Raw genomic sequence first — 15,130 nt, forward strand, 5'->3', positions numbered from 1 at the left:
TTAACTTCATTGCGATCGTGACTAAAATTCACCACAATTGAGACACGAAACCAAGCATCTGATCACATAACCTTTATAAGAGTTTTGCAAGATTGCTTAGGCGTTCATAAACAGGGATGAGACGATCTCCTTCAAGTTCAACAGAAGTATTTGGATAATTTTGAATGGCTCCAAGTAGTGTAACTTCACCATTTTGTTTAATAGATGCACTTAAAGCGCTTCGTAGCGCCTGCTGATCTAGTTGTCCTGCGGGAGGGTGAACTACCTCACCAATTTGGTCAACCAAAACTGGCCCAGCCCAGCTAGACAGTAAGCTATTTAAAAAGGCAGGATCAGCTTTTATCGATGCTTTCAGTGCCTTACGAGCTAATGCGGGGTCTTGTTGCGCCGCCTGTAAATAAGCTCTTAAGGTCGGGGTAGTCTTGCCAGTTTCTGTAAACTGAGTTAATTCTTGAACAGATATTTGCCCTTGAAAAGTACCATACTTTAAAACCACTTGCTCGGCAGCATCAGCATTAGTACTTGATAGAAGAACAATAGCACCTACACCTAAAGCTACTGTTTGAGTGAGTAACTTAGTGAATTTGTTATTGTTTAATCGATTGAAAAATTGAGTAATCTGCATTTTGTTGAACTTTCTAATGGTGCGGAGTGTACATAGGCAAAAAATGCCCAAACGTTGTATTATTTCACGAAATTTTTGCTACAGATACATGATTAGGGGCTTACATCTGTACGCCCCTACAGCCAATTTATTTGTTGCAAAGATTTTTGGAAATGGCGTTATCAAGCTTTTTCATTAGAAGAAGCTAATGAGGTAGTATTGACTGATCTTCGTCTAAGGTTGGTGCAGGTATACCCAAATGCTTCCTTGCTGATTCTTCAGCTAGCTTTCGGTCTTGCTCGTTATCGAACTGACTTTCATCTAACAAATGACGGTTTTTTGCCGCTTCATCTCGGCTTGGTTTATAGCCATTTTTCCACCTGTACTTCCAATCCATAATTTGAAAGGCAGATATACTGCGATTTGATTACCTAGTTCTTCATCGTAGGTGCTTAATGAAAAATAATACTCCTGCTATAGGTTGGAGCGACTCATTCATAAGGTACAAATCTAACATATTTTTTGGGTAAGAATACTCTCTTGAGCAGGACTTGATAGATTAGCACCCTAATAATAAGTTATCAATGAGACTTCAATAGCAAGCAAGACCCATACAATAGATAGCAACTTCAAAAAACATCAACTTTATCTACTTTTTCCCAAGGAAGTTCTATATCCATTCTGCCTACATGACCATAAGCAGCAAGTTTCCTGTAGAAACCACCTTTAGTTAATGAAGGCAAATGTCTCAAGTTAAACTGTTTGATTATCCCCGCGAGGCGAAAATCAAAATGCTTTTCTAAAAGAGTCGTAATTTCTTCGTCACCAATTTTGCCTGTGCCAAAAGTTTCGACTTGGACACTAACAGGTCTAGAAAGTCCTATAGAATAACTTAGCTGTACTTCACATTCATCAGCCAGTTTTGCCGCTACGATATTTTTTGCTGCATAACGGGCAATGTATGCTCCGACTCTATCAATCCTAATTGGATCTTTGCCACTCAAAGCTGAACCACTATGTTTGGAATATTCGCCATAAGTATCTATGGCATTTTTTCTGCCGGTTAACCCAGAATGAGCCGCCGGGCCTCCTCGAATAAATGGCCCATCTGGATTGATAAATATTCTGGTTTTTGCATCTGGTTTAACATCTTCATCTTTAAATACAGGATAAATTACGGTTTCTCTAATATCATCTTGTAATTGCTGGAACTCAGGTTTTGATGGTTTATTTTGACTGGCAATCACCGTAATGCTATGGATTCTATAGGGACGGTGATTTTTATATTCAACTCCTACCTGAGTTTTGCCGTCAGGAGTAAGATATGGAAGTATTTGTTGGCTTCTCACTTCACTAATTTGTCTAGCAAGTTTGTGCGCTAACCATATTGGTAGCGGCATGAGACTATATGTTTGATTGCAGGCAAATCCAAAAACTGTTGCTTGATTATTAACAGTAATTTTTTCTATCTCTTCGTCGGATAAAATTTTTTCATCAAATAAGTGGTATTTGCTGGGGGGTAATTCTCTTAAACTTGTTAAAATGCTACAAGTCTTAGCATTGAATTCTTTTTTGTCGTAGCCAACTTTCTCGATAATTTGTCTAGCTACGTTGGTAAAATCTACATTATTAGTGTTAGGTTGAAATCTTGCAGCTATGAAAACTATGCCTGTAGATACGGCACATTCGGTAATTATTCTGGCATAAGGATCTTGCTGTAAAAAACGATCTACGATCGCATCACTGATCTGGTCGCAAAGTTTATCAGGATGTCCCTCTGTTACTGATTCTGATGTAAACATGAAGTCTTTTTTCATAATTTACCTCGCTGATTCAGATACCAATAATTTATCTCTATTAATCTGGGGTTTGATTTCTGGAAGATTATCTTTTGCTAAAAATGTATAATCTTTTGTTATTTCATTCACTAACAATGGCAGCAAAGCACTACCTGTAATAACAGTGCCATCTGCAATATTTAGTGGACTAATCTTTAAGAGACTCCTCAATGAGGGAATAGTTATAGCCAAAATTTGTATGGCAAAAGAACCTATAATTGCAGCATTTAAGTATCGATTCTTAAGCAGTTTTTCTTTACTAAATATGCTATGTTTTTCTGAACGACAGCTAATTGTATGTAGCAATTGTCCGCTAGTTAGACTCATAAAAGCAACAGTGCTTGCTTGGGGGCTAATACCATATCTGAGGATGGCGTAACCATAGGCTGCTAAGGTACTGACGGATAGTGTCGCTGATTCAAAAGCAATTCTGCCAAAGTCGGAATTTTTAATAATTGGTTCGTCAGGGTTGCGGGGTGGCTGACTCAAAACCTCCGGTTCTGGTGCTTCCATTGCCAAGGATAGACCGGGAAAAATGTCAGTTACTAAATTCAACCAAAGGAGTTGAATGGCATTCAAGGGTTCGCCTATACCAACTGCGGTGGCGGTAGTCATCACCATGATTTCGCTGAGGTTTGTGGCTAGTAAGAAATGCACAGATTTTCTAATGTTGTTGTAAATTGTCCGTCCCCGGCTGACGGCAATCATCATGGTTTCTAGCCTGTCGTCTTCCAAAACGATATCTGCAACCTCACGCGCTACATCGGTTCCGCTTTTGCCCATTGCTACACCCACTTGTGCTGCCTTGAGTGCTGGTGCATCGTTAATACCATCACCGGTCATAGCAACTACTTTTCCGCCTGCTTGCAAAGCCTGGACGATTTGCAGTTTATTACTAGGACTGATACGGGCAAAAACATTTACTTTGTTGCTGAGTGCTATCAATGCCTCTGGAGTGAGATTATTCAGGTTAGTAGAATCGAGAATTTCTAATTGGGGATCTCGATTCAATTCTAATTCTTTAGCGATCGCATAGGCGGTTGGGCTTTGATCGCCAGTAATCATCACTGTATCAATTCCAGCCTCATGGAAGTCACTGATCAATTCTTTGGCATCCTTTCTAATGGGGTCAGCCATGCCCACAAGACCCAGCCAAATCAGGTCTGATTCATAATTATTCCCGTTTGTAGTTTCATTGATATAGCTGTAAGCCGCACCCAGCACCCGCAGCGCCTTCCCTGCCATACGATCGTTTTCTATTGCGATCGCCTGCCTATCTTCTTCTGTTAAAGTCACTAATTGACCGTTCCTCATCCACTTTTGGCATATCTGCACAACTTCGGCGGGATTGCCTTTAACAGCGACCAATTGATGGTCATCATGAGTCTGGTGAATTGTACTCATGATGTTACGATTTTCCGATCGCAGGTTACTTTGTAATATTGAATACTTTTCTCTGAGTTCAATGACGTTCACTCCGGCGCTAATTGCCATGTAGATTAAAGCGTTTTCTGTTGCCGAACCTGTGACAATATATTCACCATCGCCCTGTAAACTGACTTCACTTTCATTACAGAGAACTAATACATGAATCAGCTTTAACAATTCTTCGCAGGTATAGGGGTTGAAATTTTCTTGTCCAGCGATGAATTCTCCGTCAGATATTTTAATATGTCTGATGTCTGCATATATCTCTACCACGGACATTTTGTTTTCTGTAAGTGTCCCGGTTTTATCCATACAAATCGTCTGTACAGAACCCAAGGCTTCCACAGCACTTAGACTACGGATAAGAACGTTATTCTTCCTCATATCTCGAATGCCTAAGGCTAAGGTTGTGGTGGCGATGGTTGGCAACCCTTCTGGAACCGCAGCCACCGCTAAGGATATGGAAGATTTGAGCATTTGCACTAAACCATATCCCCGCAGTACTCCCATAGCAAAGACTAGACCGCAGATTCCCATGCTAATTAGAACCAGTTGACTACCCACCTCATCTAGTTGTCTTGCTAGAGGAGTCTGGATTGCTGTTGCCTCACCAACCATTTGCTGGATCTTGCCCATTTCGGTAAACTGACCTGTGGATATAACCGCAGCCAGTCCTTGACCACCTGTAACCAAAGTCCCCTTAAAGATCATATTCAAGCGATCGCCTAACGGAATATCTTCTCCAATCAAAGATCCAGTAATTTTGGTAACGGGAATACTTTCTCCCGTCAAGGCAGACTCATCAATACTCAGGTTATCTGCTTCAATGAGTCGGGCATCTGCTGCTACATAACTACCAGGTTTGAGAAATAAAATATCTCCTAAGACAACATTTTCTGTAGGGATTTCTATTTGTTTACCATCTCTAATTACCCAAGTTGATGTTTGTTCCTGGCTTTTAAGAGAATGAATGATTTTTTCTGATTGGCTTTCTGTAGCATAACCAATAGCCGCATTCAAACCAACAACACCAATAATTACCACAGCATCAATTACTCCACCTGTGAGAAGAGAAATTCCCGCAGCGATGCCCAGTAAAGCCACTGGGAGAGATTTGAACTGGTCAATTAAGATGCTCAGATTGGAACGAGTTGCGGCTTGGGCTAGAATATTCGGGCCATATTTACTGAGGTTTTTTGCGGCAGATTCACCGCATAATCCTGATTCTTTTGAGGTTTTGAATGCATCTATGACACTATTTGCTGTCATTAAATGCCAATTAAGTATTTTTTGTTCCTCGGTATTCTCAATTATCTTATCAAATGATTTTTTAGTATTTCCTAATTTTTCTATTTGAGATTTTTCACTCTGTTTATGATAATGTAACAATATTTTTTCAATTAAAGAGGCAATTTTTTTGTAGCTTTTATCTCTATTAAAATTAACCAAAATATTGCTAGTTAATGGGTTAGCATAGACATAGGTTATTCCTGCTTCTTTTGAGAGCGATCGCTCCAAATATTTTTTTAGAGATGGCGAGCGGTAGAGTTCATTTACTTTGTATCTAGCTCTTCCCTCCACACTGGTATGTATTGCTTGAATCACAGCAATTATTACTCCTATAATTCCCCTGTAAAATTATACTTACATTAATTTCCTCTCTTACAAAAAAGAACTTAATTTTTTTAAATAAATCCTAATACAGTTTGATATATTAACCTAATTATTAGCTAGCTGTAGTTCACAATTACTTTTGTAATCGAGGTCTATCTGATGCGCTCACAACACAAGCTGAAAGTAGACTTACAAGATATGTACAACTATATAAGCGTAGTCAATAGCTAGATTAATCACCCTAAAGTTACAGAGGCAATTTGAATTTAGTGCAAAACTCTAGAATTTATGTCTAAAGAAATAAACGTAAAATTCATTTTGCTATGCCTACCAGTTGTGCAGTCACAGAACAGGCACTCTCAACCAATATCTCTATAGATATAACTAAAAAAGCTAATTTTAGAATAATTCCATCTGTAGACTCACGCAATTTAAACTAAAAAGGTGAAAAATAACTTTAATCGTCTTAATCTTGGTTGTAATCAAAAATTACACTCCAGAAAAAGCAAATAGAGAAAAGAGTACAAACAATGGCAACTTCTACAGACCGCGATCAACAGATTCAAAAACTGCGTGAACTAATCAAAGATATTGATTATGGTATGTTTACCACAGTCGATGATGATGGCAGTTTGCATAGTTACCCCATGTCAAAAAGTGGTGAAATTAACTCTGAAGCCACACTCTGGTTCTTTACCTATGCTGGTTCCCATAAGGTGGCTGAAATTGAGCACTATGAGCAAGTCAATGTTAGTTTCTCGTCACCCGAACAGCAGCGATACGTTTCTATCTCAGGTACAGCACAACTTGTGAAAGACCGCAATAAGATGCGAGAACTCTGGAAGCCAGAACTTCAAACTTGGTTTCCTAAAGGATTGGACGAACCCGACATCGCTTTGCTTAAGGTGAATATTAACCAAGTTAATTATTGGGATAGTATATCGAGTTTTAAGCCAAAAACAATTAGTTTATTGACACCATCACGCCTTTAAAACGTGTAATTTCTGAACTAAATTGGCAAAAACTAAGTATTTTAAATTCCAAGAAATCAATGGCAGGACAAAACAATGATGAAGCCGCCCAGCACCATCTACCTTTAGAGATAAAGCGGCGACATTTTTTAAAAGGAATAGGCTTTATCGGTGCAGGTGGAGGGGCAATCCTCGCTGACCACATCCTCAATCCCAATTCTGAAGTAGAAGCGGCACAAGTTCCAACATCATCAGCAACTCCAACCAACAGCAAAAATACTGGGGAAATTCCTCTGCGTCCACTGGGAAAAACAGGGGTGAAAGTGTCAGCAATCGCTTTGGGAGGTGCAACTTTAGGGCAAGCAAAAAGCAAAGAAGAGGCAATTCGCATCACCCACGAAGCTATTGACAATGGCATCACCTTCATGGATAACGCTTGGGAGTATAACAAGCATCGTAGTGAAGAGTGGATGGGAGAGGCGTTGCAAGGGCGACGAGACAAGGTTTTTTTGATGACGAAGGTTTGCACCCACGGACGCGATCGCAAAGTGGCAATGCAGCAACTTGAAGAATCCCTACGTCGTCTCAAAACCGACCACCTCGATTTGTGGCAAATCCACGAAGTTGTTTATGATAACGATCCAGAAATGATTTTTCGTCCCAATGGGGCAATTGAAGCTCTGAATCAGGCGAAAAAGGAGGGTAAAGTTAAATTCGTTGGCTTTACGGGTCACAAAGACCCCGCTATTCATCTAAAAATGCTCTCTTACAATTACCCATTTGATGCCGTGCAATTGCCGGTTAATTGTTTTGATGCTAGTTTTAGAAGCTTTGAGCGGCAAGTACTACCAGAACTCAATAAACGAGGAATTGCCGCCATTGGCATGAAAAGTCTCAGCGGCAATGCTGATGCAGTAAAAAAAGGTGTAGTTACTCCCCAGGAAGCTATCCGCTATGTCATGAGTTTACCGATCGCCACACTCGTCAGCGGTATTGATTCGCTCCCAGTGCTGCGGCAAAATTTAGCGATCGCCCGTGGTTTTCAACCGATGCAGGCAAAAGAAATGCAAGCATTGCGCGATCGTTGCGCCCAATATGCTGCCGACGGGCGTTTTGAACTGTTCAAAACCTCCAAGCAGTTTGATGCTGATGAAGGCAGAATTCAGCATGGTTTTCCACCCCAAAGCCAAGTGCAGACATGAGGTTGGAGAGATGAGGGCACAGGGGAAACTACTAAACCGAATATCCACAATATCCAAAGGTGCGACAGTTGATTTAAGTACAAATCTTGAACTTAATTTAGAGGTATATTATGCCTGACCTATCAAATTTCCGAGTGGCCGTCATTGCTACTGATGGCTTTGAGGAATCAGAACTGACTGAACCTGTACGTCCTTTAAAAGAAGCTGGTGCAACTGTGGAGATTTTGTCAGCCAAGCTAGGACAAATACAGGCGTTTCGTCATTTTGATAAAAGCATAACAGTCAACGTTGACCGAGTGCTTACCGAGGCACAATCCGAAGAGTTTGATGCTGTATTGTTACCAGGTGGCGCTCTCAATGCTGATACCTTGAGAATGGGGCCCAAAGTCCAGTCATTCCTGCAAAAGATGCAGGAACAAGGCAAGCCGATTGCTGCTATTTGCCATGCTCCGTGGGAATTGGTTTCAGCTGGCTTAGTGCGAGGACGGACGCTAACGAGTTACTACACGATTCAAGATGATATTCGCAATGCAGGCGGTAACTGGGTAGATAAAGAAGTGGTTGTTGATAGAAATTGGGTAACAAGCCGACAACCCGATGACATCCCAGCCTTTAATCGGGAAATGCTCAATTTGTTTTCGAAGTTCAAGCTTTCTTTTGCTGGCGCTCTTTGACTGATGATCAAGAGTTTGGTCAAGGCAAAGCCACATTACCTTGGTAAGCATGATATTTAATTTCACCCTATTAAGTAAGGAAACGAAATTTATGCCTTACAAACAGATTGCAGACTTACCTGATTCCGTCAAAGAGCACTTGCCCAAACACGCCCAAGAAATTTTTCGGGCTGCATTTAATAATGCTCAAGAAGAATATGGGGAAGAAGAACGTGCTTTTCGTGTTGCTTGGAGTGCGGTAAAACGCGATTACGAAAAAGGCAACAATGGGCAATGGCACAAAAAGCCAGAATAGTTAAGATCGTATTAAGGAGTTTTATTAATAGGGCTTACGCACTGAAAACCTGAAACCTAGATCCTCCTTAAAAATAGGAATCCTAAAAGCCCCCTTTTTAAGTCAATACGCTTGGGTTAAGGCTAAAACTCTTTGTCATTAACGTAGACGCATTAGCGAAGCGGTAGCGACGTTCGCGTAGCGTCTCGCAGAGAAGGAGCGTCAGTGGCTTGCCGCAGGCTACTATAGAGGTGCAGAGAGCACTGAGAGAAGAAAAAAATGCTTAACTGAACTGTATTGCTTTTTAAGGGGGTTGGGAAATCTCTTGTGCATAATTCCTAATTAATTCTGCACAAAAAATCTTTTGCTATAAATATAAGTTTTAATCGCTCTCGAATTTGGATCTAGACACCTTGTTTGTTGGTTGTCTATCTGATCATTTATCTTTTTGCGAGGTCTTATGAATTACCTTATTGCAGTTTTACCAGATCGAATACAAGCAGAAGCCGCCTCCTCTGCTTTGGAAAAAGCAGGCTTGCCAACTTCACAAGTCAATATTTTAGGCGATGGTTATTTAAGTGCTGATGAATTTGGACTCATTGATCCCGACAAGCAAGCCCGCAAACAATCAACTCGGCTCTTTTGGTGGCTTGTACCCTTTGGATTTGTTGCAGGTTATGCCTTCAACTATCTTACAGAAATTGAAATTTTTCCCCAGGTTACTCGATTTGGCAATGAATTTCTTGCTGGAATCTTAGGAGCTATAGCTGGTGCCTTGGGTGCTGCTTTAATCGGTCGAGGAGTTGGCTTAACAGTTGGTAGTGGCGATGCTTTACCATATCGTAACCGTTTGAATGCTGGTAAATACCTAATTGTAGTTACCGGGAATGAGGATTTAACACGCGAAGCTACCCGTGTAGTGCGTCAATTTGAACCGGAAAATATTCAAGGCTATACAGACTATTCACAAAACAACAAACTTGTGGGGAATTAACTAATCTACATCGGTTTCAACGCCGAGCGATGTCTAACGATAAACCGCTTGTCTACGTTCGCGCAGCGTGTCGCAGACAGACACTCCGCGAACGCATCTACGCAATTGTGCAATCCATCGTTCAGCCCGTTGTTTTTCCTGTTCAGCGCGTGGGCAAACCAGTCTGAACAGTGTCTTCAGCGGGAAGATAATAACATGATCGGCAATACATCTTTATAGCGATCGCGACGGGTCAGTTGATCGATTATAAAGCAGTCCTGATGAATTAATTATTTTTAAGTAAATCAACACCTTGCAAAATGGGGCAGGATAAATTTCTCGCCCTCCGCGGCAAATTTACCGCAAACCATCAGCACAGTTTTATCAAATGCATAGGCTTGCACATCTTTGGTATGGAGAAGTTCTGGACTAATAACTGTTGATGTTGCTCCTCTGACCGTTACTAACCATACCTAAGGTATTCATCCGAGAAAATTTTAGATGATCTAAAGTTCGCTGTATCATTGATGAGTCTGTTTGGTCAATCTTTACCACTAGCAATATGCCATCAGTATGGGGTGCCAACAGACTAGCATCCGCTAGTCCCAACAAGGGGGGAGTATCATAAATCACCAAGTCAAAGGTATTATGGAAATCTGTCATTAGTCGCTTCATCTTTTCAGATGAGAGTAGCTTTGTGGGGTCAGGCGGTATGGGCCCAGCAGTAATTACAGATAATTGATTCATTGAGGGTAGTTGCCGGATAACCTCACTCGTTGGCTGGTTTGTTGAGATTAAATTACTTAATCCCCATAAGTTATTTAAATCTGACAAGGTGTGAATCTTGGGTTGGCGTAAGTCTGCATCTACAAGTAGTACTCTTTGTCCCATATGTGTAGCTACTTGAGCTAAATGGAAGGCAATAGTAGACTTACCATCACCAGGCATGGCTGAACTGATAATTATAGAAGCAATAGGGCGATCGGAACTGAGCAATTGGACATTTGTATAAAGTACCCGCAAAGCTTCTAAAAATTTTGCTGAATAGTTGCTATAGTCTTGCTCTGGTAAGACAGCTAACCCAGGAATGCCTTTAAGAATGGGAGCTGGTATTCTTACTATGGGAAATTTTTGCTTGGGTGTCTCTATGGGAAATTTTTGCTTGGGTGTCTGGTCTTGACTGTTTTGGACTTGCTTTTCAAATGGAATATTTCCTAACAATGGTAGCTTGACTTTCTCCTTCAGAACCTTAACGCTATGGTAGGTCTTGTCAAGCTTTTCCAGCAGTAGGGCGACACCAATTCCTAAGGCTAAACTCGCAACCAAACCTGGTATTAAATAACGTTTAATGCTCGAATCAGATATAGGGGATTGCGGCTGACTTGGTGCCTCAAGTAACTGCCAACCAAGTTCTGTCTGAGATATCTGAATTTGGAGATTTTCGCGAGTAGATAGAAAACGATTCAGGCTCTCAGTCGCCACCTGTAATTTTCGCTGTAGTTCAGTATATTGTCGTGTCAATATTGGCCATTGCTTGCGATCCAATTCAAGTTTTCGTTCTACTTTAGCAAGCTCTTGGCTTTGCACTCCTAGAGTTTGAAGTTGAGTCTTTAGTTCTGCAATTTTTGTACCCAGAAAGCGTTGCACCTCCTCCTTTAGCAAGAGTGACAGGCTTGCCCGTTTCTGTTTCAATGCTTGCATAGTTGGATTATTATCTTGCAAACGAGTTGACTCTGTAGCAATTTGAACGTCTAGCTGCCGTACTTGTGCCAGTAACTGCTGATACAAAATAGCATCCTTTAGCACTGCCAGCTTGCCATTTTCTTCCTGTAGAAAAGATAGATTGGCGCGAACTTCTGCCAATTGCCGATCAACCACTTGTCGTTGCTCAGACAAGCTAGTAATTTGACTAACAACTTGTCCCGACTGAGCTTCTGGATCAACAAAGTCATACTTTTGCCGGAAAGTTTGCAGTTCTTTCTGAATTTGATCAACTCGATTTTGTATAAATGGCAGTTGTCTTTCAACAAACTGAATCCCTTGGCGTAATTTGGTTTGCCGCTTTTCCCGGCTGTAATCTAAGTAATCCTTAGAAATTTGCTTGAGTACAAATTGAATTTGATTTGGATCATGACTTCGATAACGAACTTCTATAATCTTGGTTTCAGCGAACCGAGAAATTGTTAGGTTTTGGAGCAGTGAACTATAGCTGATATCTGGATAGGTAGTTTGCAACTGCTTCACAATCTCTCCCATCAATTCCGGACTTTTGAGAACCTGAATTTGGCTTTCGTAATCTAGACCAGACTTGCCTACGTTAGGGTCTTTGACAATATCCACAACTTTGGTGTCATCATTTACAGGTTCCACTAACAGGCGAAAATTGCCTTCATATATTGGTAGCTCCCGGTTGAGTATCAAGCTGACAAAAACAACTGTCGTCAGAGTAATAGTTACCCCCGCAATGACTAGCGCTCGTCGCCGTACGACACTCAGAAATTCAAGGAAACTCCAATCGTCTCCTTCCCCTTCAGACCACGGCAAAGTTTGAGGCTGAAGAAATGGCGGTGCAGAGTTCCTATTCTGGTTATAATTTGAGGATTGAGAAGAATGATTCTCCATCTATTTAAGAATACTTATAATTAAGCTACAAAGAATGTGTATAAAAGCTATAGTAATCCCATCTTAAGGCTCAACTAACTGCATAAAGGTTGGTTATTAGCTGCCGGAGTGGCAAGTTTCTTAGTACAAGATGCGATCATTGGCGAGTAAAAATCAAAATTTTGATAACTCGTGGATATGGATTTATCTCTCAGGTTAATTCTAACCCTCTATTGTAATGTCGTATACTTAGTTCCAACTCTTAAATTTATACGCTTTTCAGTTTTTTCTGATTCTAGCTGAGTAAGAATTTATAATAACATCTTTGTTTTAAAGTATACATTTTTTAGTTATATATTATAATCTTAAGTCAAATTTAATTTCCAATTGGGTCAAAGTGTAGTTTAGATGAAGCATGTGATAAATTTATTAAATCGATTCTAGCCAGAGTCATTTAAATATCAGCAGGAGAGTATCAATTGTTATTCACAAAACTTTTACACATTTTTATATAGTAAAATTTAATACTATAGTTCATGATAAATCGCGAGTTACTTTATATACAAGGCTAAGATTTAACTTACTAGCAGCACTGCAAAAGTAACTAATTAGACCTATTATATAAATGTACAGTTTTTCAGACATAAAAACTCATGTAAAAGACAATAGTAGGATGTATACATTGACGAATTAGACAAAGAGTGCACTAGTTGTGGTAGTAACATAATATGTGATCATTGCGCCAACATCTTCTGGAGTGTCCGCTTCGCAAACTACGAACGCTAATTAATGGTGACTGCAAAGAAGGATCTGATCATTATTTATGTATCTCGTAATTTAGGGTTCAGACAACTCAATGCTTAAGTCCTGAGAGACTAATTTGTGAAGTTTTTGCTTGTATACTTTAATCAAAAAATAAATTTTTGATAAAGTACATTGGTAAATTTTAAACATCCTTTTATCATGGTATTCTTGTAAGTAATTACATGTAAAACCCAATATTGAATATGGTAATATATTCAATGTTTATATGTAATGAATATTGCTGAACCAAGTTTAAAACTAAGCAAGTGAAAACATCCAAAATCCAATGTCTATAAACTCCCACTTCCTTATACGGCACCAGATTATAGTAGTTGTTAGTGCCGTTTAGACATCAAGTAAATTTTCTTACAAGCCTGTAAAAGGCATGATTGTAAGGTGATCTACATATCTATGATTACCGTAGTCGTTCAGACTTGTGCTTATTTTTGTGTTCCCATGTCCAGACAAGATCGCGTATACAAATTAAAGTGAGTATAAACTCTTATTAAGCGGCTTAGTTCCCAGCGCAGCTTGCAGATATACCTGTGAGAACGAGTAGACTCTATGTATACCAATATACTAATTAATTTGGTAGAAGCATATTGAAATTATTTATTGATTTCAGTAAGTGTGTGTAATTATTAATGGCTTGAGCAGTTCAGTAGTGTATTCAATAAGATTTTTACAGCAGGATACAACTGATGAGACTTAATGAATGGATTAATCAAAAATTTTTGCAATCCATTTCTACGCGGTTAGATGTTAAAAATGACTATTCTCTAAAAACCCAGCAATCCATCAAATTGTCTGTAATCACTCAGTTTTTCCCACCAGACTATGCTCCTACAGGACAGTTGATAGAAGAACTAGTGAAGCAGTTAGGGCAGCAAGGAGTGGATATTGAGGTTTTTACAAGTCAGCCAGGCTATGCGTTTCAATCTCATAGTGCTGCTTCAGTTGAACGTGTGGGTGGAATCCGAATTCAGCGATCGCGCACAGCCCAACTCTGGCCAGGGCGAATTCGTGGCAAAGCTGTCAATGGTGTTTTATACACCTTGCGTGCAGCACTCTATCTACTGAGAGCTTGGCGGCGTAGGAATGTATTGTTGGTAACTACAGCCCCCCCATTTTTGTCAATCATCGGATATCTGGCTTATCTGGTATTCCGACTTCCCTATGTTTGCATCATTTATGACCTTTATCCTGATATTGCGATCGCTCTAGGGGTAGTCTCAAAGCAGAACTGGCTGGCACGGTTATGGCGTGCTATTAACAAACAGATTTGGCTAAATGCTAAGGGAATTGTAGTTCTTAGTCCAGCCATGAAACAGCAAGTGCTAGCAAATTGTCCACGAGTAGCCGATAAGATTTCGGTAATTCACAGTTGGGCGAACCCTGAATTGATTGTGCCAATTGCCAAACAAGAGAACTGGTTTGCTTGGAAGCATAACTTAGTAAACAAATTTACCGTACTCTACTCCGGGAATATGGGACGCTGCCATGATATGGCAACTATCCTAGAAGCTGCTCAACAACTGCAAGATGAGCCAGTTCATTTTGTCTTCATTGGTGGTGGAGCAAAACGAGATGAATTGATTCAAGAAGTGAATCAATTAGGACTCTTGAATTTTACATTTCTGCCATATCAAGACAAGCAGGTGCTGCCCTATTCTTTAACGGCTTGCGATCTGTCACTAGTGAGTGTAGATGCATCGACCGAGGGTTTAGTCGTACCTAGCAAGCTTTACTCAGCTTTAGCATCCGGACGACCGATAGCGGTGATTTGTTCGCAGTATTCATACCTCAAACAACTGATTGCCGAAGCCGACTGCGGTAGCACCTTTGAGAATGGAGACAGTCATGCTCTAGCTCAATTTATTCGCTTACTCAGTCGAGATCAGCAACTAGGAGAGCGTATGGGCAAAGCAGGTCGTCAGTATTTGCGATCGCATTTCACACCTAAGATTATCTCTCAACAATATCTTGATGTTTTGCAGCAAGCAATATTGCCTGATGGTGTGATAGCTATGACTCAAAGCCATACAAAATAGTTCTTTGAGAAATTTAGACACAGATTGGTGCAGGTTACAAAGACTTTCACCCTCATACCAATTCTCGAATATACAGCTACAAATTCTTCTTTCTTG

The 15,130-nt window shown here is 40.2% G+C and carries 11 protein-coding genes; 6 read left to right on the plus strand and 5 right to left on the minus strand.

Features of this window, described 5'->3' with window-relative positions; translation table 11 throughout:
- Positions 1–73 precede the first annotated feature (73 nt).
- From F8R90_RS30720 to F8R90_RS30735, 4 genes are all read right to left on the minus strand, one after another.
- A complete protein-coding gene (locus F8R90_RS30720) occupies positions 74–625 on the minus strand; it encodes an alpha/beta hydrolase (protein WP_196513861.1) in 552 nt (183 codons plus the stop codon).
- Positions 626–809: 184 nt separating this feature from the next.
- Positions 810–1,001 (minus strand): bromodomain-containing protein, encoded by a 192-nt coding sequence (locus F8R90_RS30725; protein ID WP_196513862.1) that lies wholly within the window; start codon positions 999–1,001, stop codon positions 810–812.
- Positions 1,002–1,233: 232 nt separating this feature from the next.
- Positions 1,234–2,421 (minus strand): methionine adenosyltransferase, encoded by a 1,188-nt coding sequence (gene metK / locus F8R90_RS30730; RefSeq protein ID WP_196513863.1) that lies wholly within the window; start codon positions 2,419–2,421, stop codon positions 1,234–1,236.
- 3 nt (positions 2,422–2,424) lie between these two features.
- Positions 2,425–5,475: a cation-translocating P-type ATPase gene (locus F8R90_RS30735; RefSeq protein ID WP_196513864.1), complete on the minus strand. Its 3,051-nt coding sequence runs from the start codon at positions 5,473–5,475 to the stop codon at positions 2,425–2,427.
- Positions 5,476–6,014: 539 nt separating this feature from the next.
- Between F8R90_RS30735 and F8R90_RS30740 the strand changes: the two genes are divergently transcribed.
- The 5 genes from F8R90_RS30740 to F8R90_RS30760 all read left to right on the plus strand — a co-directional run bounded on the left by F8R90_RS30740 (position 6,015) and on the right by F8R90_RS30760 (position 9,599).
- Positions 6,015–6,476: a pyridoxamine 5'-phosphate oxidase family protein gene (locus tag F8R90_RS30740; protein WP_196513865.1), complete on the plus strand. Its 462-nt coding sequence runs from the start codon at positions 6,015–6,017 to the stop codon at positions 6,474–6,476.
- Positions 6,477–6,535: 59 nt separating this feature from the next.
- Positions 6,536–7,657, plus strand: a complete 1,122-nt coding sequence (locus tag F8R90_RS30745) for an aldo/keto reductase (protein ID WP_196513866.1) — start codon at positions 6,536–6,538, stop codon at positions 7,655–7,657.
- Between the two features lie 110 nt (positions 7,658–7,767).
- Positions 7,768–8,331 (plus strand): type 1 glutamine amidotransferase domain-containing protein, encoded by a 564-nt coding sequence (locus F8R90_RS30750; protein ID WP_196513867.1) that lies wholly within the window; start codon positions 7,768–7,770, stop codon positions 8,329–8,331.
- Between the two features lie 91 nt (positions 8,332–8,422).
- A complete protein-coding gene (locus F8R90_RS30755) occupies positions 8,423–8,626 on the plus strand; it encodes a ChaB family protein (protein ID WP_190897570.1) in 204 nt (67 codons plus the stop codon).
- Between the two features lie 439 nt (positions 8,627–9,065).
- Positions 9,066–9,599 (plus strand): hypothetical protein, encoded by a 534-nt coding sequence (locus tag F8R90_RS30760; protein ID WP_196513868.1) that lies wholly within the window; start codon positions 9,066–9,068, stop codon positions 9,597–9,599.
- Positions 9,600–10,007: 408 nt separating this feature from the next.
- Here the strand turns inward: F8R90_RS30760 and F8R90_RS30765 are convergent, their stop codons facing one another.
- Positions 10,008–12,200 (minus strand): GumC family protein, encoded by a 2,193-nt coding sequence (locus F8R90_RS30765; protein WP_196513869.1) that lies wholly within the window; start codon positions 12,198–12,200, stop codon positions 10,008–10,010.
- Positions 12,201–13,684: 1,484 nt separating this feature from the next.
- Between F8R90_RS30765 and F8R90_RS30770 the strand changes: the two genes are divergently transcribed.
- A complete protein-coding gene (locus F8R90_RS30770) occupies positions 13,685–15,034 on the plus strand; it encodes a glycosyltransferase family 4 protein (RefSeq protein WP_196513870.1) in 1,350 nt (449 codons plus the stop codon).
- Positions 15,035–15,130 lie beyond the last annotated feature (96 nt).

It is taken from the genome of Nostoc sp. NZL (assembly GCF_015714705.1).
Classification (GTDB): domain Bacteria; phylum Cyanobacteriota; class Cyanobacteriia; order Cyanobacteriales; family Nostocaceae; genus Nostoc; species Nostoc foliaceum_A.

Coding starts and splice junctions, on each gene's coding strand:
- F8R90_RS30720 (WP_196513861.1), bottom strand. CDS start 625: ATGCAGATTACTCAATTTTTCAATCGATTAAACAATAACAAATTCACT.
- F8R90_RS30725 (WP_196513862.1), bottom strand. CDS start 1,001: ATGGATTGGAAGTACAGGTGGAAAAATGGCTATAAACCAAGCCGAGAT.
- metK (WP_196513863.1), bottom strand. CDS start 2,421: ATGAAAAAAGACTTCATGTTTACATCAGAATCAGTAACAGAGGGACAT.
- F8R90_RS30740 (WP_196513865.1), top strand. CDS start 6,015: ATGGCAACTTCTACAGACCGCGATCAACAGATTCAAAAACTGCGTGAA.
- F8R90_RS30745 (WP_196513866.1), top strand. CDS start 6,536: ATGGCAGGACAAAACAATGATGAAGCCGCCCAGCACCATCTACCTTTA.
- F8R90_RS30750 (WP_196513867.1), top strand. CDS start 7,768: ATGCCTGACCTATCAAATTTCCGAGTGGCCGTCATTGCTACTGATGGC.
- F8R90_RS30755 (WP_190897570.1), top strand. CDS start 8,423: ATGCCTTACAAACAGATTGCAGACTTACCTGATTCCGTCAAAGAGCAC.
- F8R90_RS30760 (WP_196513868.1), top strand. CDS start 9,066: ATGAATTACCTTATTGCAGTTTTACCAGATCGAATACAAGCAGAAGCC.
- F8R90_RS30765 (WP_196513869.1), bottom strand. CDS start 12,200: ATGGAGAATCATTCTTCTCAATCCTCAAATTATAACCAGAATAGGAAC.
- F8R90_RS30770 (WP_196513870.1), top strand. CDS start 13,685: ATGAGACTTAATGAATGGATTAATCAAAAATTTTTGCAATCCATTTCT.